Genomic DNA, 20082 nt, shown 5'->3' with positions numbered 1-20082 from the left:
TAAGAGCTGTATAGTTACCTCATCGATGTAAAAAAATTAACTCCATTTAATCTCACATACCTATTTATTTTAATATGCTTTATTGCTTTCTTTTTCAAGATTTAATCTTCCTTTGAGCATCCATTCTGGAGTTTTTTCACCTTTTAAATAATGATCAAAAAATTGTTTCATTCTCGTTGACAAATCTTTTCTGTTACCCCAGCTATCAGCCTTAAGATTATGCGGTTCTCCATTATAATTTAACATCCATACTGGCTTATCTAAACGGCGTAATGCAGTAAAAAATTCAATTCCTTGATACCATGGCACTGCCCCATCATTATCATTATGCATCATTAACAAAGGCGTTTGCACTTTATCGGCATAAAACAAAGGGGAATTTTTTATATAAGCATCTAAATTACCCCAAATAGTTTCGCCTATTCTACTTTGCGTATGTTCATACTGAAACATTCTGCTTATACCTGTCTCCCATCGAATACCTCCGTAAGCACTAGTCATATTACTAACTGGAGCTCCTGCCATAGCAGCTGCAAACATATTTGTCTGCGTTATAAGATATGCCGTTTGATATCCTCCCCAACTTTGTCCCTGAAGCGCTATATGTTTCGCATCGATTGCTGGATATTGTTTTATCATATTCTCCACGCCACTCACAATACAGCTATAAGCACTCTCTCCAGGAAGCCCCTTTTTATAAATGATATCAGGAACAAAAACAAAATAATCATTACTAGCGTATAATGTTCTATTAATTGTAGATCTGCTAGGCTGAGGAGCATAATGGCGGTGGTATGTATCTGAACTCAATTCATAAAAATATACTACCATTGGGTATTTTTTGTTAGGATCAAAATTTTCTGGCTTGTACAATAATCCCTGTAAAGTAATTGCATCATTATTTTTCCACTCTACCAAACTTACTGAACCCCATTTATAATTTTTTTGTTGCGGATTTGCATTTGTTACTTGCTCAGGAGATTCAAAATCAGTTGTAGTAATCCAAACATCAGGATACTGTTGATAATTTTGTCTAGTATAAAAAATCATTTTACTATTTTTTGATTTCTTTGGAGCTGTAAAGAAATAATCCCCTTCCATTATAACTGTTGGTGTTTTTTCTTTGTTAAAATCGGAATAGACATATCCTGCTTTTTTAGTACTTTCTTCAAAAACAGACAATAGAACTTGTTTTTAGAATCTATAAATTTCTCTTCGCTATCAATCTGAAGGTATCGATATATCTTTTTGTTTTCTCTTCCGTTCTTAGTGATTCTTTTAGGTTGTATTTTTGATTCTGGATCAAACTTCCAAATGTCATATCGATCATAGATATAAACGAATTTATCTCCTTCATCCCAACCAGCAATACCGTATGGAGAAGGCTCATTAGGCTGATCATTTCTCTCATCATACCAAACCACATTTGTCCCTTTGGTTAATGGTTTCTGCTGATTGTTTTTCAAATCAATAGTATAATAAATACTATCCTTTCTGTTGTAATAAACAGCATATTTTTGAGAACCTCCAAACCATATCTGCTCTTGTTCTTTAATCAATAGGCTTTGTTCTCCTGTATTAATATCAATTTTATAAAAATCTTTTATAGCTAAAGCATTCCATGAAGAAGCTCTTTTATAAGATTCATCATCAGCTCCTAAAACAAAATTTCCGTCTCCGTTATTTAATACTTTAATATCAGGAACTACAGTGTTTGCTAACTGTACTGCTTTATCTGAGTTAAAATCATATACTGCTTGATAGGTTCTGTTTTGTTCTTTTTTACTATTTACAATCTGTTCTGGCTGTAATTCTTTATCTGTCCATGCCCATATATCTAATGTCGCACGTTCTTTGTTTAATAAAGTATCTTTACGCTTTTCCCCTTCAAATAAAGCATTTCCAAAAAATAATCTTTTCCCATTTTTCGAAAAAAACAAATCTCCTTTATCTGAATAATTCCAGTTCTCAGGGAGGTTTTTAATTCTGTTCGCTTTTAATTCTGCTAACAATGATTTTGTCCCTTTATACAACTGGTATTTTTTTATTTTTGTTGTATCTGATGAAAATAGGAATCCTAACTTTTCTCCCTTATCCTCTATAGCAATCTTTGATATTGTTCCTTTTGATTTAAAAATAGTATCCGTCTTTTTACTCCCTGCGTCAAAATATAATAATGCAGATGCGGTTAAAGAATCTTTCTTTTTCTCTGAATGAAGCAATAATTTGTCAGCTTTCTTCGACCAACTAAATGTTTTGATGTTCAAAAATGCGATACTATCTTTATTTATCGGATTATAAATTACCACTAGAGTATCACTCTTTGGTTTTACCTTTATTTTTTTATCAACTCCAGCTGAATCTTTGGCTTTTACTGTTTTTAAAATAGTTTTATAGGCAAGCCAATCCCCTCCTTCAGTGGGTTGACTAAAATTTTTCAGACTTGGATATTTTTTTATCTCTTTGGTTTTAAACACATAGATTCCCAAAGAATCAATAGGCAGTTTTTCTTTTTTTAATTTCTTTGTTTCAGCTTTTCGTCTAACGGCTATTTCTGGTTTTATCTTAAATGATACAAACGTACTTTTACCATTAATTTGAGCATCATATCCTCTAGAAATTGTATCAGATACTTTTGTTTTAACATTAACAATAACAAGCTTACCATCACCATTTCCGGGATTATATTCGTATACTAAATAAGCGCCATTTTCTGATAATTGTGCTTTTTCTATTTGTTTCCAATTATCAAAATCATCTACAGTAAGTGATTTTTTTTGTGCAAATGATGCAATTGCAACAAAAAAGAAAGAAACAAGCAAATACATTTTAAACTTCATAATTCTATTTTATTAGGGATAATTCTAGTTCAACAATTCAACTATTGCTCGTAAAACTACATAAATAATGTACATTCCACAAACACCTCTCTACAGAAATACGCTAACCTTAAATTATTACAAACAAAAGCCACAACATTACTGCTGTAGCTTTTGCGTTTTATTATTATTTTTTCAACAATCAATCAGTAAAAAGCACCAGTACTTATCAAAACAATTAGAAAACAAATCAATTAACTAATACCTTATGACTTTCTTCATATTCATTTGTACTTATCTTTAAAATATAAATCCCCTTTTGCAAGCTATGTATATCAATTGGAGTAACACTGTCAGAAATTACAACTTCTCTTTTTTTCTTACCACTAATATCATAAAGCTTAGCAATAATTTTAGAATTTAATTTTAACTTAAAATTATCTCTCTTAAATTTTATATTTACAATATCATTTGATGGATTAGGATATATTTCAAACTCCGCATTATTAACAATATTAGAATCAAACTCACTAACAGAATAGTTATCTAAAATGAGATTTGATTTATTTGGGTTCACAATTCTTTGTAATTCTTCATCATCATTATTTAACCAATCCGATACTAATCGCTCGAAAGTACCACACGTATTTGTCCCTTTTAACCTCATTGTTATCGAGAATGGTGGACAAGCAGAAAAATAAGCCTCCGAATTGCCTCCATAAAAACTCGAAACACCCTCACTTTTAACAAGTTCCCAATTATAAACAAAAGAACCGCCATTCCTGTTAATTCCAATATATCTAAACTCACAATGATTCAATCTTTCTATTTCAAAATATAAACCTGATGAATCAATAACACTAATAGATTTTGTAATTGTTGTATTTTGACCACATTCATTTGTTATTACTCCAACCAAATTAAAACCCCCTTTTGAAACTGGAACAACTATAGCTTGAGTTCCCGAAGTGGTAACTTTTGCCACTGAGATATTTGATGAATCCCAACTAATTGTGCATCCATTAAAAAGATTTACAACATCGTATACTTCTGAAACTGATTGAATACAAACTGAACTGTTACCACTAATTTTAAAGAAATCTCCACCAAAACTATTTCTCGATATAGAACAAACCTTTGTAGCCTGATTTACATTATTCAAAACAGGAGTAACTTGAACATCTGAGGGTAAGAACTTGAAATCAGTGGGACGTAAATCTATATAAGCTTCTGTCGTAGAAAACCTCCCATTGACTGGAACTCCATTTCTACTCCATCCCCACCCAACATCCCAAGTATAAGATAAACTACCAGGAGAATTATAACTATTCGAGACATAAAATCGGTACCCCCCATATAAAGGATCACAATAAATCACCTGTGATACAGGTCTAATTTCAAAAATTGGAGATGGATTTTTAGTTATCAAATACGTGCATGTCTTCAAAGGTGCAACTGACCCTAAACTATATTCTCCGTAAAAAAAATTATCAAAATTACCAATATCTGATTTTGATATTGTTTTACTAAATTTTCCTTCCCAAGTAGTTCCTTTTGATCCAAAAGCTGAGTTATTTACAATGATAGCATCAAGTTGAATGGGATTACTTACACCACTTTTTTTTTAAATATACTTTAAAGGTTGCTGTTGGTGAAACATCAAAATAAGCGGGCTTAGTAACTTTTAATGTAAAATTCACTACTACCGAGCTATTATTACCTAGTACTATTGTACTACAATTAGTAATTAATTTTCCATTAACTACTACATCATACATTGCTGCAACTTGTCCATTAATGAAATTTATAAAAAACAGAAAAAGACTTGTGGTTATAATTTTTTTCATGATTAATTCTATTAAGGTTATAATTCAAATAATTATTTATCAAGTAATTTTCAAAAAAAGCTACTTTAGAACTCACAACCCAATTCTAAATTCATAATAAAAAAGAGGAAATCTCAGGATATTGAGACTTCCTTTTTTCTAATTTATCAAGATTAAAGTTCGTTTTGTTTTATCTCTTAAGACATTCTATTATATCTGGACTAGTGAATAAAGCTAACAGTTTGTCCCTAATCCAGGGTTTTCTGTCAATTTAATTTGTGGTATTGGTCATAAAAATCTACGGTCAGCATATTGTACAATAGCAACCGTTAATGATAACAGTGATGAATTTAAGCTTATACACTTTTAGGATAGTGTCTAAAAAAACTGTCCAAAATATTGGACAGTTCTTATAGTTTATTGGCTCTAGAACTTTGTAATAATCTTAAATTTAATTATAACTTAAACTACCTAGCAGTACTAAAATCAATAGCCTTTATTTTGAATTGCATTAGCGTTTGCATTCATTTCTTTCAATGGAATAGGAAATGCATATCTAGAGCTTCCATAAGTGATTCCTTCTAAACCTAAATCGTCATAAGTTTGTTTAACAGGATCTACCACTGGCATATTCATCTTAGTCCTTGCAATATCATCAAACCTAAAACCTTCAAAACATAATTCTTTTCTGCGTTCTAAAAGAATATTATCAATTGACACCGACATATAAGGTGTAGCATTACGATTTGTTGCTACTAGATTTAAATTTGTCAATGCAAGTGGATCTGCTGCATTAAGTCTAAAAGAAGATTCTGCATTTATCAATAACATTTCTTCAAATCTAAACAAAACAACATTTATATCAACTTTTACAAACTTGCCTGTATTTCTCAAACGCAATCTTTCTTGTATAGTAATCATATTCCCTCTAACATCTGAAGAAGAGAATTGATTTTTTAAGTCTTCCAAAACTACAATATCACCATAAGCTGTATTATTATATATCCTAAACAAACTGTCGTTACCACGGTTGTCATCTGAAGTAAATGCCAACTCAAAAATAGAATTAGGTTGAAGATTTGCTTTAAAAGATTCTGCATATTCTACTGCTGTAAGTATTCTCGCTCCACTATTATTAATAACTTCCTGAGAGGATACTTTAGCTATATCCCAATCTCCGAAATATAGTGCAACTCTAGCTTTAATTGCATAAACCATAGTTGTTCTAACTGCCTTTTTATTTCCTTTATCAAACGCTTTATCCATCATTGATAAAGCTTTATCCAAATCTGAATAAATAAAAGATTTCACTTCTCCTGCAGTACTTCTTTTGGGCTTCATATCGTCTACATCTAAAAAATGCTTAACATAAGCTACACCCAAAGAATTTAAATCTCCACCTGCAACATGTTGTTGCCCATACATACGTACTAAATCATAATGAACCAAAGCACGTAGGGCTAAAGCCTGTCCTTTTACGTAGTTAATTTCTGCTTCATTTCCCACAATATTTGGATCAGCAACAATATTTGCATCTATAATAATGTTACAATTTGCAATTACTGCATACATACGCAAAAAGGCATCATTTGCATCAGAATCAGCATTTGTCATATCCATTGCTGCCGAAGTTCTAAAACGCCCTGAATTACCATTTGCATAAGCATTATCAGAACGGACATCTCCAAAAACCATTACATTTCGCCCATAATAAGCATATGTGGTCATTATATCATAAGCACCACCAAGTACAACTTTTAAATCTCCAACTGTTTTTATCTCTGTGTTGGGTTTGTTTATACTTAGTTTAGGATCCAAATCTCCATCTGTACATGAACTTAAAATAAGTCCTAAAAGAGCTAAAGATGTGTATATTATTTTTCTCATTTTCTTATAATTTTATGTTAATTGCAAATACTACCGATTTTACTGGCGGACTTACTAGACTCGTAAACCCATCTGCCCTTACCTCTGGATCGTATTTCATCTTGCCATCTTTCACAAAAGTCAATAAGTTTGTCCCTCTCAATGATAGATCTAATCCTGCAAGGCTCATAAACTTAACCGTCTCTGGACCGAATCTGTATCCCAAAACCAAATCTTTCATTCTTATATAATCTCCATCATACAAAAATCTTGTTGATGTAGTTGCTGCATTTCTCCCTGCCCCAAGCTCCATCTTAGGAGTCGAAACAATATCACCTGGTTTTTGCCATCTATCCATCAGATTTTCTGTACCGTTAAATGAAACAAAAGTATTATCTCCTGTACTTTGAGTATAACTAGTCCAATCTTCATACACTTTGTGTCCTCCTGCGAAATAGAAAGAAACATCTAAATAAATTCCTTTATAATCAAAATGAGTACCGAATCCACCTGAATAAACTGGAGCTGATTTTCCTTGCATTGCCACTTTGGCATTGTTGTAAACTGAAGTTGTTTCTCCGTCTACACCATTAACATACCACAATGGTAATCCATTAGCAGGATCTACACCAGCCCATTTGCGCATATTCCATGTCCCTATTGACTCTCCAACTTTAGTAACTTTAGTTCCTGTAGTAATCTCGATGTCTTTTCCTGCTGGATCTTTTGCTAATTTTTTAACTTCATTATCATTGTGTGAATAATTACCTGAGATAGACCAATTAAAGTCTTTTCCTCTGAAAATATCTACATTCAATTCAACTTCTATTCCTTGATTTAAAACTGCACCTGCATTCATTAATTGTATCACACTAGTTCCTGTAGGAACTCCTTGTGTTAATGAAACTGGCACATTCTGTAGTAGATCATACGTATCCCTATTGTAATAAGATACACTTCCCGAAAGCCTATTTTTAAACAGTCCAAATTCTAAACCTACATCAATTGTTTTATTTTTTTCCCAAGTCAACAACTCATTACCTATAGTGGATGGATAAGCTACAGGTTCTGCATCATAACTAGCATCAAATGCAATTAATCTTTGATATGAATTCTCGTTTATACCACTATTTCCAGAAGTTCCATAAGAAGTTCTAAGTTTTAAATTATTAAAAACAGAACCTTGCATAAACACTTCATTATTAATATTCCATGCAGCTCCTACAGACCAAAAATTACCAAAACGATGCTTTGGAGCAAACTTGGATGATCCTTCTCTCCTATATGTAGCATCAAGTACATATTTATTATTATAATTATAATTAAACAAGCCTAAATAAGAAACATTTAACCAATCTGAAAAATTCCCAATCGTTCTTTTGTTTTTAGAAACAACATCCAAATAAATCAAGTCATCCGAAGCAATATTCTCACCGTATCCTCCAACAAGGTCATTTTTATTTTTTTGGTGCTCAAATAGTGCAGTTGCATCAAAATTATGCTTATCTAATTTCAAAGTGTAATTAATCGAATTCTGCGAAACTAGATTCGTATTCCTTCTAATGCTCTGTTCTATGGAACCATTTCGAGTCCTTCCATCTCCATGAAGTCTATTATTATAATTATGATAAGTATTCATATTATAATCTACTGCAAATACTGATTTATACTTGAAATGATTTGAGATTTTCCAGTCTAAAGTATTATTAGACCTAAGCCCTAATAAATTATTAGTTTTAACGTTATTTGCTAAAGTATAAAAAGTATTATGTAAAGAAGTCCAATATCCAATATCTGAAACATTTGCTCCAGTACCAATATTATACGTACCATCACTATTATAAGGATTTACCCAAGGATTCATAAAATATTTTGTCAAATTAGGGTTACTAAAGGTTCCTGTCCCTTCTAGAATACCATTTTGCTTAGCTTCAGAAAAAAAGTTTGCAGTACTAAACTTAAGTGTTTCACTTAATTTTCTTGTAACTCCTATCGTAGCAGTAAATCTTCTAAATTCAGCTCCTCTAACAGTAGCTTCTGTCTTATTATATCCAAGCGAAGCATTAAAGGTCGTTTTCTCATCTCCTGCAGATACAGAAAAATCTGTATTCTGAACTAAGGCATCTTTATTCTTTAATAGCTCTCCCCAGTTATGACTTACCCCATCCCAATCTTGCAAACTTGCTTTACTAGCATCAATACTTAATCCCTCGGGAGTATTCAATAGCCAATTTTCGGCTGTCATTCTATCAAAACCTTTAGAAGCACCATAAGTATTATAAACTGCATCTAAGTACAATTCTTTTCTTTGATCTCCTGTAAGAGGTCTTCTGCCTGTAACTGCATTATTCTGAAAACCAATAGAATTACTAAAGTTATAAGACGGTTTTCCAACTTTTCCTCTTTTCGTTGTAATTACGATTACACCATTAGATCCTCTTGCTCCATAAGCTGCAGTTGCAGACGCATCTTTCAAAACCGTTACACTTTCTATATCATGACTATTTAAAGTCGCTAAAACCGACATTGACGAAGCTGAACTCGTTGTTGTCTGAATTGTTTTATTATCATTACCTCCAGATAGATCTCCACTTATTACAGGCACACCATCAATAACATATAAAGGTTGATTATTTGCAGAAATCGAGCCTGTTCCTCTAATACGAATATCCTGAACAGAACCTGGAGTCCCAGAAGAACTTGATACCTGCAAACCAACTACTTTACCTTGTAAAGCCTGATCAACAGAAACTGTTGGAATTCCACTTAAAACATTACCAGAAAGCTGTTTAGAACTACCCGTCATATTGCTTTTAGTTTTTGTAACATACCCCATTACTACTACTTCATCCAACGCTTTCCCATCTTCTTGCATCTTCATATTAATCACTGAAGAGCTACCAACTATTGCCGTCATATCTTGCATTCCCATATAAGAAAACACAAGCACATCTCCTGTTTTTGCTTTAACAGAATATTTACCGTCAAAATCCGTTTGAACACCTGTTTTTGTTCCCTTAACAATAACGTTTACACCTGGAATTGGACCTGATATTGCATCTGAAACAATTCCAGAAATAATTTTCTCTTGTGCAAAAGAAAATTGCATGGTTAACGCTGTAAATAATGTTAAAATCCATGTAAATTTTACCTTCATATTAAATTGTTTTTGGTTAATAATTCCTCAAAAATGATAAATTATTCCTACAATAGCAATTTTTATCAAAAAATATAAAATAATTTTCTTACTTTATTTTATTTAAAAACGCAAATACAACAAAAAAAGTAAGCTTATATGGCGTTTTAATGAATTATAGTAAAAAATTTACAAATAATAATTAATTATTTTAACAAGAAACAAAATGTTAAAGTTTAATATTTTACGATAAAACCATTTTATTTCATAATCTGTTAGCCATTTATTACGTTTCAATTTCTTTTTTTGTAGCCTATTTCAAGAAAAAATTATAATCTTTGCGATTAAAAATAAAGCATGCTTCAACTCAATTTTTCAGGATATAATTTAGAATCGGGAACCGACGAAGCTGGTCGTGGCTGTCTTGCTGGACCTGTAACGGCAGCAGCAGTAATTTTGCCGTCAAATTTTGAGAATAAAACACTAAACGATAGCAAGCAATTATCCGAAAAAGCGAGAGAAAATCTTAAACCCGTAATTGAAGAACAAGCGATTTCCTTTGCCATTACCCATTTGCATCCTAATGAAATTGATGAAATTAACATCCTGAATGCTTCAATGAAAGGAATGCAGGAATGTATCTTGAAATTAACCCAAATTCCTGAATTTATTATTGTGGATGGTAACAGAATGCTGAATGCAAAATTGGGATTAAAGAATACTACTGGGAAACAATTCACACAAGAAGAAATTGAATTATTAAAATCTATACCTAACCAGAGTATTATAAAAGGAGATGCAAAATTTTTGAGCATAGCAGCGGCATCTGTTCTCGCCAAAACCTATCGCGACGAATATATGAACAAGATTCACGAAGAGTTCCCGATGTACAATTGGAAAAAAAATAAAGGATACCCAACTAAGGAGCATCGTGAAGCAATAAAAAAATATGGCCCCACTAAGTACCATCGAATGTCTTTTAGATTATTGCCTGACCAATTGGAGTTGATATTTTAGACTAATTCCTTGATAAATCAGACTTCACCTTTATCATTTCACCTAATAAAACAGTAACAGGAACTGCTTCAATACCTCTTGTTAAAGCAGCTTTGACAACAGCAAAATTTAGCGTATCAATCTCCGTTTCCCGTTTATTGAGTATGTCCTGATATGTTGATATTTTTTGCCCATCAGACATTTTGCTTATAGCAATAATATTTTGCAATACTTCATCCATAGTTAGTTCAATACCATATTGCTTCGCAACCGTTAGACACTCAAGAATAACTGTTTTTGCAATTTTTAAAGCCACTTCATTGCGATGGAAAATGCCATTATCGACTTCTAGTAAAGGGCAAATAGAATTAAAAACACAATTACTAATTACTTTTTTCCAAATTACGGTCTGAATATCATCCTCACTGCGGAATGTAAAAAGCGATGTGTTGAGTATATTTACTATACTTTGCAACACCTCATCTGATCCCTGGATAATACCAACTGGCGATGGAGCAACAAGTTTAAACCTCACTCTGTTTTTGGACTCTAATTGGCTTGTTGCTAATAACACACATCTGTAAAGAGAAGTAAAGCCTTTTTCTACAAAACTATTTTCGATATGCAGTCCATTTTGAAGAAATACAATTGGCGAAGTCTTAACTTTATCCTTAAGCTTTTCTGCAAGCGCAGCATTTCCGAATGATTTGTTCGTTAATAAAATAATTCCATTAACCGATTCATAATTACTTATTGAACTAATTGTAATCTCGGCATTCAGTATATTACCATCTGTTTCTACTTCGATATTCTCCGTGTGAACCGATTGATCGTCAATACTTCCTCTCAGAATTATTACTTTTCTTCCATTGATAGTCAAAGCAACTGCCAAAGCTTTTGCGATAACACCATTGCCAATGATGTATAAAACCTGATGCAAACCAGATTCATTTTCTGCTATTAGTCCCATAATTATAATCCTTTATGCAGTATTTACTTTAACTGAAGTTCCATTTGGATATTACAACGTTCATAAGGAGTCGGGCGCCCTACAACTTTGCTAAATCCTAACTTGTGGTAGAGATTAATTGCAGGTTTTAAAATAGTATTACTTTCCAAATAAATTTTGGATGCTCCTAGCTCTTTTGCCGCATTTGTAACTGCCTGACCAAGTAACCAACCAATATTTTTTCCCTGACACTTATTCGAAACAGCCATTTTTGCCAATTCGAAATCATAATCCGGATCATCCATTTTTATCAAGGCACAAACACCTACTGGTTCATTTTCATAAAGTGCTACAAATATCTTACCTCCATTGTCCAGAATATATTCTTTTGGGTTATCCAAAGCCTTATAATCTGCTGCTTCCATTTTAAAATAAGAAGAAATCCATTCTTCATTAAGTGCTCTAAATACCGACTGATACTCGTCATTATACTCCACAATCTGCACTGCTCTACTCTCACGCAGTTTCTTTTGTTCGTTGACTCTCTTAAATAACGATTTCTGCCCAAGCAAAAACTCCCATTCTTCCAGAGCTGCCCATAAATTATGATTGGAATCCCCTATAAGATCTTCTACTGCAGCTTCAACATCAACACATTGTAATTTAAGTTTATTAAAAACTAACAAACCCTGCTCTGTTAAAACAATAACATTCTTACGTTTATCGGTCGTTTTTACGTTTTCCTGAATCAATCCCACCGCAATCATTTCCTGAACAATTTTACTAACAGAGGGCTGTGAATGACCTATCTCATTGGCTATTTCGGTGATAGTAATTTCCTTTTCTTCAGAGAGCAAATAAAATACAGGAAACCATTTCGGAATAAAATCTATGCCATGAAGCTCATAAATCTTAGCCGCATCATCAGTTATCATTGTACTCATTAAACGCAATCGGCTCCCTAAAGCCATCTTGCCTACTTTATTAAAAAACTTCATATTATAATTAATTATATAACTAGTTATGTAAATGTAATAAAAAAATTTATTCATCAAATAAAATTGCTGTAAAACGAATCTAGCAACACTTCTTATCGAAATAGTTAATTGCTGTAATCTCAGAAAATGCAAGGTTTTAAAACTAAATAATTTGTATTTTCGTTCTGCAAAAATCTCTCAATCTAAATATAGAGATTAAATTATTCTTCCATAAAATCTAGCTAAGCACTACTTTTACAAGTAGATCTAGGGTTTTTAGATACTTAAAAAATTAAAATTATGACAAAACGAGCTAATAAATATAAACTTACTTTAGAACAGGTTTCTCTAATGAAAGAAGAAACTCCTTTATCTGAACCTGTATCATTAGAATTTGAAAATCACGATGAAATTTTTAAAATTATAGATATAATAAAAGAGAAGAATCTTTTTGAGAATGAAAATCAAGCTACAGAATTTGCTATTGGATTAAAACTGTTTAGCGAAGTTATGCTTAAGAATAGAAAGCATCCGCTTTTTGAGGATTTTTTTCCTGCATTTGGAGAATTCATGAAAAAACTAAAAAGCCAATAATACCTAATAATCTATAGTTTATTGGGTATAACTACTTTTAACAGCTAGCAACATTATTTTTCTGCCTACCCCATTTCTCAAAAACAAGCCTCCCCAAAAATCAAAATGATTAAACGAAAATATCCCTTTTTAAAAAAGAAAAAAAATGAACTATTTGGAATAAGAAAAGAGTTTTATAAACGACTTCTCTATATTGCGCTTTGTATTATTCCTATTGTTTTATTTGGAAACGATAAGGGAACTTATAGATTAGTTCCTCTTCCATTTTTTTTAATCGGAATGTATAATCTACTATTAATAATAAGCTTTTCGCAACTAATAATTGATGATTTTTTTCCTCCTAAAACAGCATTTGAGAAAGTCACCAAACCATTTGATAAGTTTATGTATTATTTTTCATCTGCTTTGTTTTTTGTAAGCTTGGTCTTTTTAATTTTTGAAATAAGAAAAATCGACAACACTATAAACGGAACACAGCTTTTTTGGAGAGCTGGTTTTTCTGGAGTTGTTTTGGCTATCTTAATTACAATCATTTTAAAAGTTAGAAATCCATCAGTATATTTTGAAAGCAAAAGAAGATATGTAGTTCACTTTGGACTATTTATCGGGCTATTTTTACTTACAGCTGCCACAACTAGTTTTATAAATCACTTTTATGCAGCTCCCACCGAATCTTGTAAGCAGTATACAATTTTAGAAAAAGCAATTAGCGGATCTCGAAACAAAGAGCACTTTATTCATATAATTACAGAAAACAATACAAAAGAGCGTTTTTCTATAAAAAAAGTACTTTATGATGAACTAACAGAAGGCGGGGAAATTTAATTATGCATGTTAAAAGGAAAACTGGGCTATGATTATGTGGCAAAATTTAATACAATTAAAAACGAATCCATAGTCATCCATACGAACAGATAAACCACTAAAAATCAACACATTTATCTCTTAATAAAAGCTAACTTTAAAAACGGTTAGCTTTTTTTATTCCTAACTGCTTAAAATGAACTTTTGAACAAAGTGAAATTGGACTTTTAAACAAAGTAAGGCTACTTATTTTGATGCAATTTTGTACCATCAATTAAGAAGTTCACAGGAGTTTTAATTTAAGGTGTGTTGCAACCATAAATAATTTACTTGAATTTGATTCCATAAAATCAATACTAAAACAAATCGAATGAAACGATTTTTAAAAATCACAAAAAGAATTATGATAACAGTAATAAGCATTTTTGCCGTTTTAACCTTGGTTACTTTTTTATACATGATGCACCCAAAATTTGGTAAAGCACCTGAAGGTAATCGCTTAGAATTAATTAAAAATTCTAAAAATTATAGTGATGGGAAATTTCAAAATACCCATGACACACCAAGTCTTACAAAAGGATATAGTTTTGGTGGTATTCTTTATGACCAGCTATTTGGGAATCATCCTAGGCGAGAACCTGTTACATCCATTCCATCAGTAAAAACCGATTTGCATCACCTTTCGCCAGATACCGATCTATTAATTTGGTTTGGACATTCCTCTTATTTTATGCAAATAGACGGAAAACGTTTTCTCGTAGATCCTGTATTTAGCGGAAATGCTTCGCCTTTACCAGGAACTGTAACCGCATTTAAAGGAGCAAATGACTATACTGTAGATGATTTACCAACAATCGATTATTTATTCATTAGCCACGATCATTACGATCATCTTGATTATGAAACGATAATTGCTTTAAAATCGAAAGTAAAAAAAGTGATTTGTGGTCTTGGAGTTGGCGGACATTTTGAGCGTTGGGGATATCCTACTGCTAAAATAATCGAAAAAGACTGGAACGAAACCTTTACTCTCGAAGATGGTTTTAAAGTACATACCACTCCCGCCAGACATTTCTCAGGAAGAGGTTTCTCTAAAAACAATACACTATGGCTATCTTATGTTTTACAAACGCCAAATATCAAGATATACATTGGTGGCGATAGTGGTTACGATACCCATTTTGCTAAAATTGGCGAGCAATTCGGACCGATAGATTTTGCAATTCTAGAAAATGGACAATATAATCTGGCTTGGGAAGCCATTCATATGCTTCCTGAACAAGTGCTTAAAGCAGCACAAGATTTAAATGCTAAAAGAGTATTTCCTGTACATTCTTCAAAATTTAAACTAGCCATGCATTCTTGGGATGAGCCTTTAGAAAAACTATCAACACTTAGCAAAGCGGCTCATTTACCATTGGTAACTCCTATGATTGGAGAAGTTGTCAATTTAAATGATAGTACCCAAGTTTTTAAAGAATGGTGGAAAGATGTAAATTAGCATTAGTTAAATCTAAATCAAGATGAAAATTACCGAAATAAAATCCTGTCATATTGGCCCTGAAATCTCTCCAGAACAATTTGTTCCCGAACATATCTTCTTGTATCTGGCAGCTGGAGAAATTGAAGGTTATGACGGAAATGAAATGCACACCATTAAATCGGGAGATTACTGTATTGTAAGGAAAAATCATCTGGCTAAATACAACAAACAGAAAGATAATGGGCAATTTGAAAAAGTTGTAGTCATTTTTGATGAGTTTTTTTTGACTGAATTTAAAAAAAATCACGCCATTACAAACGTAAAATCGAACTCTAAGAATGCATTTATTATTCTTAAAAAAGATGTTCTAGTGCCAAATTTTGTGCGTTCGTTAATGCCGTATTACAATGATGGAGGTGTTATAGATGAAACCTTTTCGAAAGTAAAAAGAGAAGAGCTTTTATTAATATTACTACAAACCAATCCCGAAATTTCGGATGTTTTATTTGACCAAAGTATCCCCGAAAAATTAGATTTAGAAGCATTTATATACCGAAATTATAAGTTTAATGTGAGCCTCGAAAGACTAGCTTACCTAACTGGCAGAAGTCTATCTTCTTTTAAAAGAGATTTTAAAAAGATTTTTAATGACACTCCTAACCGTTGGTTAATGCATAAAAGACTGCAAGAAGCCCATTTTCAAATTGAAAAAGAAAGAAAAAAACCATCTGATATCTATCTCGATTTGGGCTTCGAGAACATTTCGCATTTTTCATTTGCTTTTAAAAAACAATTTGGATACAATCCTACAAGTCTGATAAAAGGAAATTTATAATCCTAATTATCACTTAGTAAGCAGAAAATGTAAATGTGTTTTTGGTTTCAGGTTTCAAGTTTCAAGTTTCAGGTTAAAAAACTTTGCGTTCCTTGCGTATCTAGATAGCTATTGGCATTGCGAACTTTGCGGTTAGGTTTCAAGTTTCAAGTTAAAAAACTTTGCGTTCCTTGCGTATCTAGATAGCTATTGGCATTGCGAACTTTGCGGTTAGGTTTCAGGTTTCAAGTTTCAGGTTAAAAAACTTTGCGTTCCTTGCGTATCGAGATAGCTATTGACATTGCGAACTTTTCGGTTAAGTTTCAGGTTTCAAGTTTCAGGTTAAAAAAACTTTGCGTTCCTTGCGTATCTAGATAACTATTGGCATTGCAAACTTTGCGGTTAAGTTTAAGGCGAAAAATAAGGTAAATTTCCTAAAATTTAACCTTAAATTTTATTTATCATAAAGTTTTTCCTATATTACATACAATAAAACAACACATAATAATGGAAAAAGATTTAATACTACTTGGAGCCAATGCTTTAAGAAGAGCTGCCATGAATAACAAAGCGAAAGAGCATATACTCTCTAACGAAATATTATTCAGAACTTTAAAAAAAGCAGCAGACAGGTATATAGGCGGAGAAACATTAGAAGAAACAATTCTTAAGGTTAAAACACAAAACAAGGAAGGTTTTAAATGCTCTATGGAATTTATGGGTGAAAATACCCTAACCGAAATTGAAGCTAATGAAGCTACCAAAGAGTTTATTAGAATAGCACAAGAAATTAAAAACCAAAAGCTTGATTCGACTGTTTCTTTAGACTTATCTCATATTGGATTATCTATATCTCCAGATTTATGTTTAAATAATTTGAGCTCTATATGCCAAGAAGCTGAAAAAGAAAATATAGAAGTTACTATAAGTGCTGAAAACGTTGAAATAACAGACGCTATTATTGATATTTACAAAACAGCATCCCAGACCTACAAAAATACTTCAATTACGCTTCAGGCCTACTTACATAGATCTCAAGACGATTTTAAAGAATTGATTCAAGAAAACGGAAGAATACGCATTGTAAAAGGAGCTTTTGACACTCCTCCTAACCTTTCAATTCCAAGAGGTGCGGCATTAGATGAGCGCTATTTGTATTATATTGATCAGTTACTATCAAAAAATCATCGATGTGCAATTGCAACCCACCATGATTATATCCAGAAAGAAGTTGTGTCGTTACTTAAAAAATACAAAACGAGTAATGATATTTATGAATTCGAAAGCCTATACGGAATCCAAACAGAACAATTGAGAAACCTAAAAGAACAAGGGTATTCAACTAAACTATACTTTGTATATGGCAAAGAATGGTATTTGTATTTATGCAACAGAATAGCCGAATATCCTTTGAATTTATTTCAGGCATTGGATGATATCGTAAGCTAAAACAACAAATGGAAACAAGAAACAAAAGATTTGTTTCTTGTTTTATATCCTCCTTATTTTAGAATTACTAAAACTGAAATTGATACCCAAATCCAGACGTTGCAATGCTAGTTTAGCAAAATATATTCGAGATAAAACACAATTCTCAAAGTCATTTAAAATTAAAAAAATCAATTCAAACTATTTATTTTCTTAAACGCAAAATTGGGAGCAATTCTGGAAAGTAAATAAAGAATCTTGACCTTTCCTATTCTAATTTCATCTCTATTTAAAGCAATTTCTCTTAACATTTCGGCTACTGCTTTTTCTGGAGATATTGCAATTTTAGGAGGATTGCCGTTATGCCAAGGTGTATTTACAACTGGAAACAACACTTCAATAATTTGTATGGGCTTATTGTTAAGCTGATATCGTAAGACCTGCGTAAAGGAATGCAATGCTGATTTTGTGGCATTGTAAAAAATATAAAAACCTCTGGGAACATAAACCAATCCTGTGGTGACATTTATAATCTTAGGATTAGAGTTTTTAATTAATGTAGGATAGAACTGTTTTATTAAACGAATTGGAGCAATAAAATTAGTAGCAATTTCATTATCCATCTTTTCCAGAATCAAATCATCTTCAATAAAAGTAGTTCTGGTTACAATTGCTGCATTATTGATTAAAATATTGACTTCTGGATGATTATCATTTATCCATTTTATAAATTCCTCACATTCTTTTTCGTTTGCAATATTACAGGGATAAATGATTAAATCTGGCACTATTTCTTGTGCTAGTTTGAGTTTTTCTAAAGACCGTGAACAGGTAATTACCTTATTTCCATTTTTAATAAACTGCTTACACATTTCTAATCCAATGCCAGAACTGCCTCCAGTAATAACGATAGTACTATTTGAGATTACCATAACTTTAGTTTTAAAATTAGGTTTCAAAAATAGCCTGCCAATTATGCTATTCCATTGATCTATGTTAAGCCCTTATATTTTCTCTTAATCCTACTTAATGATTCTGGCTGAATGCCTAAATATGAAGCTATAATTTGTTGTGAAATGCGATTTTCTAAATCTGGAAATTCTGTTACAAATATTTCATATCGTTTTTCTGCATCCAAAAGCAACAATTCTCGTTCTCTTTTTTCTTTAACAGAAAAGGCTTTTTCAATTATTTTCAGCAAAAAAATATTCCAAAATGGATTCTTCTCTTTTAACTCTAACCAATTTTCATAATTAATTTCTAAAATTTCAACTTCTTCTAAAGCCTCAATAAAAAAATAGGATGGACTATTATAAATCATCGCAGAATATGAACTAACAAAATTATTTTCTGTTATAATACTTTTTGTAAACTCATTCCCATTTTCATGAATATAAACATAGCGAAACAATCCTTTTGTAATAAAAGCAAATTTTCGGGGTATCTCTCCCGCATTAATAAAACAATCTCCTTTCTGAATTACTTTATAAAAAGAAATATCCAATAGCTCCTCTAGCTCTTTTTCAGGAAGTGCTAAACGATTTAAAATTGATTTTTTATCTCTATTCTCCATACATAATTTTACTTAAGAGTGTTCTAATTCATAAAAGCAAAATGCTGAATAAAACAATTCTAAAATTGATCTTATTCAGCATTTATGATACTATTTTTACATTGTGAAAGCTTACTTAAACAAATTCGGCTTCGAACAATTCTGTCAGATGTTTTAGGATTTTAGCTTTTACTTCAGCTTCATCTACTTTTTCTACACCAAGCTCTACCTGAAGTGAAGTGACGGCTTTACCACGTATTCCACACGGAATAATATTGTCAAAATAACCTAAATCGGCATTTACATTTAAGGCAAAACCATGCATCGTTACCCAGCGTGAAGCACGTACTCCCAACGCACAAATCTTGCGGGCAAACGGAGTTCCTACACCTAACCAAACTCCCGTTTCGCCTTCGCTTCGGCCACATTCTAATCCGTATTCCTGAAGAGTAAGAATAATAGACTCCTCAAGTAATCGCAAGTATTTATGAATATCGGTAAAGAAATTTTCTAAATCCAGAATAGGATATCCTACTATTTGTCCTGGACCATGATACGTAATATCGCCACCACGGTTTATCTTGTAAAAAGTTGCTCCTTTGGCTTCCAGTTGCTTTTCAGACAACAGTAGGTTACTCAAATCACCACTTTTCCCCAAAGTATATACATGTGGATGTTCGACAAAAAGAAAATAATTAGGAGTTGGCAGATCAAGTTCCTCCCTCCTATTTTTTATTTTTAAATCTACAATAGCTGCAAATAATTCCTCTTGATATTCCCAAGTAGATTTATAATCTTTTTGACCTAAATCTTGAAGTTGGATTTTTTTATTCATTGT

17 protein-coding genes are annotated in these 20082 nt (G+C 32.0%); 6 read left to right on the top strand and 11 right to left on the bottom strand.

The window, feature by feature from the left end; genetic code table 11:
• Nucleotides 1-69 precede the first annotated feature (69 nt).
• From EAG11_RS00805 to EAG11_RS00780, 6 genes are all read right to left on the bottom strand, one after another.
• Nucleotides 70-1182, bottom strand: coding sequence for a S9 family peptidase (locus EAG11_RS00805; RefSeq protein ID WP_129537451.1), 1113 nt, complete (start codon nucleotides 1180-1182; stop codon nucleotides 70-72).
• Nucleotides 1101-2840: a hypothetical protein gene (locus EAG11_RS00800; protein ID WP_129537450.1), complete on the bottom strand. Its 1740-nt coding sequence runs from the start codon at nucleotides 2838-2840 to the stop codon at nucleotides 1101-1103. The genes EAG11_RS00805 and EAG11_RS00800 overlap by 82 nt, the downstream gene beginning before the upstream one ends.
• Nucleotides 2841-3069: 229 nt before the next feature.
• The gene (locus EAG11_RS00795; protein WP_129537449.1) at nucleotides 3070-4248 is read right to left on the bottom strand and encodes a T9SS type A sorting domain-containing protein; all 1179 of its coding nucleotides are present in this window, start codon (nucleotides 4246-4248) and stop codon (nucleotides 3070-3072) included.
• A gap of 175 nt (nucleotides 4249-4423) precedes the next feature.
• The gene (locus tag EAG11_RS00790) at nucleotides 4424-4666 is read right to left on the bottom strand and encodes a hypothetical protein (protein ID WP_129537448.1); all 243 of its coding nucleotides are present in this window, start codon (nucleotides 4664-4666) and stop codon (nucleotides 4424-4426) included.
• A gap of 465 nt (nucleotides 4667-5131) precedes the next feature.
• Nucleotides 5132-6532, bottom strand: a complete 1401-nt coding sequence (locus tag EAG11_RS00785) for a RagB/SusD family nutrient uptake outer membrane protein (protein WP_129537447.1) — start codon at nucleotides 6530-6532, stop codon at nucleotides 5132-5134.
• A 4-nt stretch (nucleotides 6533-6536) separates the two neighbouring features.
• Nucleotides 6537-9668: a SusC/RagA family TonB-linked outer membrane protein gene (locus tag EAG11_RS00780; RefSeq protein WP_129537446.1), complete on the bottom strand. Its 3132-nt coding sequence runs from the start codon at nucleotides 9666-9668 to the stop codon at nucleotides 6537-6539.
• A gap of 336 nt (nucleotides 9669-10004) precedes the next feature.
• Here EAG11_RS00780 and EAG11_RS00775 point away from each other — a divergent pair, with 336 nt between their 5' ends.
• Nucleotides 10005-10664 (top strand): ribonuclease HII, encoded by a 660-nt coding sequence (locus tag EAG11_RS00775; protein WP_129537445.1) that lies wholly within the window; start codon nucleotides 10005-10007, stop codon nucleotides 10662-10664.
• Between the two features lies 1 nt (nucleotide 10665).
• On the opposite strand, the gene EAG11_RS00770 is transcribed toward EAG11_RS00775, so the two are convergent.
• Both EAG11_RS00770 and EAG11_RS00765 read right to left on the bottom strand, forming a co-directional pair.
• On the bottom strand, nucleotides 10666-11613 hold the full coding sequence (locus tag EAG11_RS00770; RefSeq protein WP_129537444.1) for a ketopantoate reductase family protein: 948 nt from the start codon (nucleotides 11611-11613) through the stop codon (nucleotides 10666-10668).
• 23 nt (nucleotides 11614-11636) lie between these two features.
• Entirely contained in the window at nucleotides 11637-12590 is a 954-nt protein-coding gene (locus EAG11_RS00765; RefSeq protein ID WP_129537443.1) for a bifunctional helix-turn-helix transcriptional regulator/GNAT family N-acetyltransferase, read from the bottom strand.
• A gap of 279 nt (nucleotides 12591-12869) precedes the next feature.
• On the opposite strand from EAG11_RS00765, the gene EAG11_RS00760 reads away from it, so the two are divergent.
• From EAG11_RS00760 to EAG11_RS00740, 5 genes are all read left to right on the top strand, one after another.
• The gene (locus EAG11_RS00760) at nucleotides 12870-13163 is read left to right on the top strand and encodes a DUF3861 domain-containing protein (RefSeq protein WP_129537442.1); all 294 of its coding nucleotides are present in this window, start codon (nucleotides 12870-12872) and stop codon (nucleotides 13161-13163) included.
• A 105-nt stretch (nucleotides 13164-13268) separates the two neighbouring features.
• The gene (locus tag EAG11_RS00755; protein WP_129537441.1) at nucleotides 13269-13988 is read left to right on the top strand and encodes a hypothetical protein; all 720 of its coding nucleotides are present in this window, start codon (nucleotides 13269-13271) and stop codon (nucleotides 13986-13988) included.
• A 349-nt stretch (nucleotides 13989-14337) separates the two neighbouring features.
• The gene (locus EAG11_RS00750; RefSeq protein WP_129537440.1) at nucleotides 14338-15468 is read left to right on the top strand and encodes an MBL fold metallo-hydrolase; all 1131 of its coding nucleotides are present in this window, start codon (nucleotides 14338-14340) and stop codon (nucleotides 15466-15468) included.
• A 22-nt stretch (nucleotides 15469-15490) separates the two neighbouring features.
• A complete protein-coding gene (locus EAG11_RS00745; RefSeq protein WP_129537439.1) occupies nucleotides 15491-16285 on the top strand; it encodes an AraC family transcriptional regulator in 795 nt (264 codons plus the stop codon).
• A gap of 486 nt (nucleotides 16286-16771) precedes the next feature.
• Nucleotides 16772-17713 (top strand): proline dehydrogenase family protein, encoded by a 942-nt coding sequence (locus EAG11_RS00740; RefSeq protein ID WP_164998637.1) that lies wholly within the window; start codon nucleotides 16772-16774, stop codon nucleotides 17711-17713.
• A gap of 170 nt (nucleotides 17714-17883) precedes the next feature.
• On the opposite strand, the gene EAG11_RS00735 is transcribed toward EAG11_RS00740, so the two are convergent.
• The 3 genes from EAG11_RS00735 to lipB form a co-directional block, all read right to left on the bottom strand.
• Nucleotides 17884-18624, bottom strand: a complete 741-nt coding sequence (locus tag EAG11_RS00735) for an SDR family oxidoreductase (protein ID WP_129537437.1) — start codon at nucleotides 18622-18624, stop codon at nucleotides 17884-17886.
• Between the two features lie 59 nt (nucleotides 18625-18683).
• Nucleotides 18684-19265: a Crp/Fnr family transcriptional regulator gene (locus EAG11_RS00730; RefSeq protein WP_129537436.1), complete on the bottom strand. Its 582-nt coding sequence runs from the start codon at nucleotides 19263-19265 to the stop codon at nucleotides 18684-18686.
• Nucleotides 19266-19380: 115 nt separating this feature from the next.
• Entirely contained in the window at nucleotides 19381-20079 is a 699-nt protein-coding gene (gene lipB, locus EAG11_RS00725) for a lipoyl(octanoyl) transferase LipB (protein WP_129537435.1), read from the bottom strand.
• Nucleotides 20080-20082: the final 3 nt, after the last annotated feature.

The organism is Flavobacterium sp. 140616W15, from assembly GCF_003668995.1.
Taxonomy (GTDB): domain Bacteria; phylum Bacteroidota; class Bacteroidia; order Flavobacteriales; family Flavobacteriaceae; genus Flavobacterium.
The sequence above is the reverse complement of the archived record's forward strand: the minus strand, read 5'-3'. Positions and strand labels throughout refer to the sequence as shown.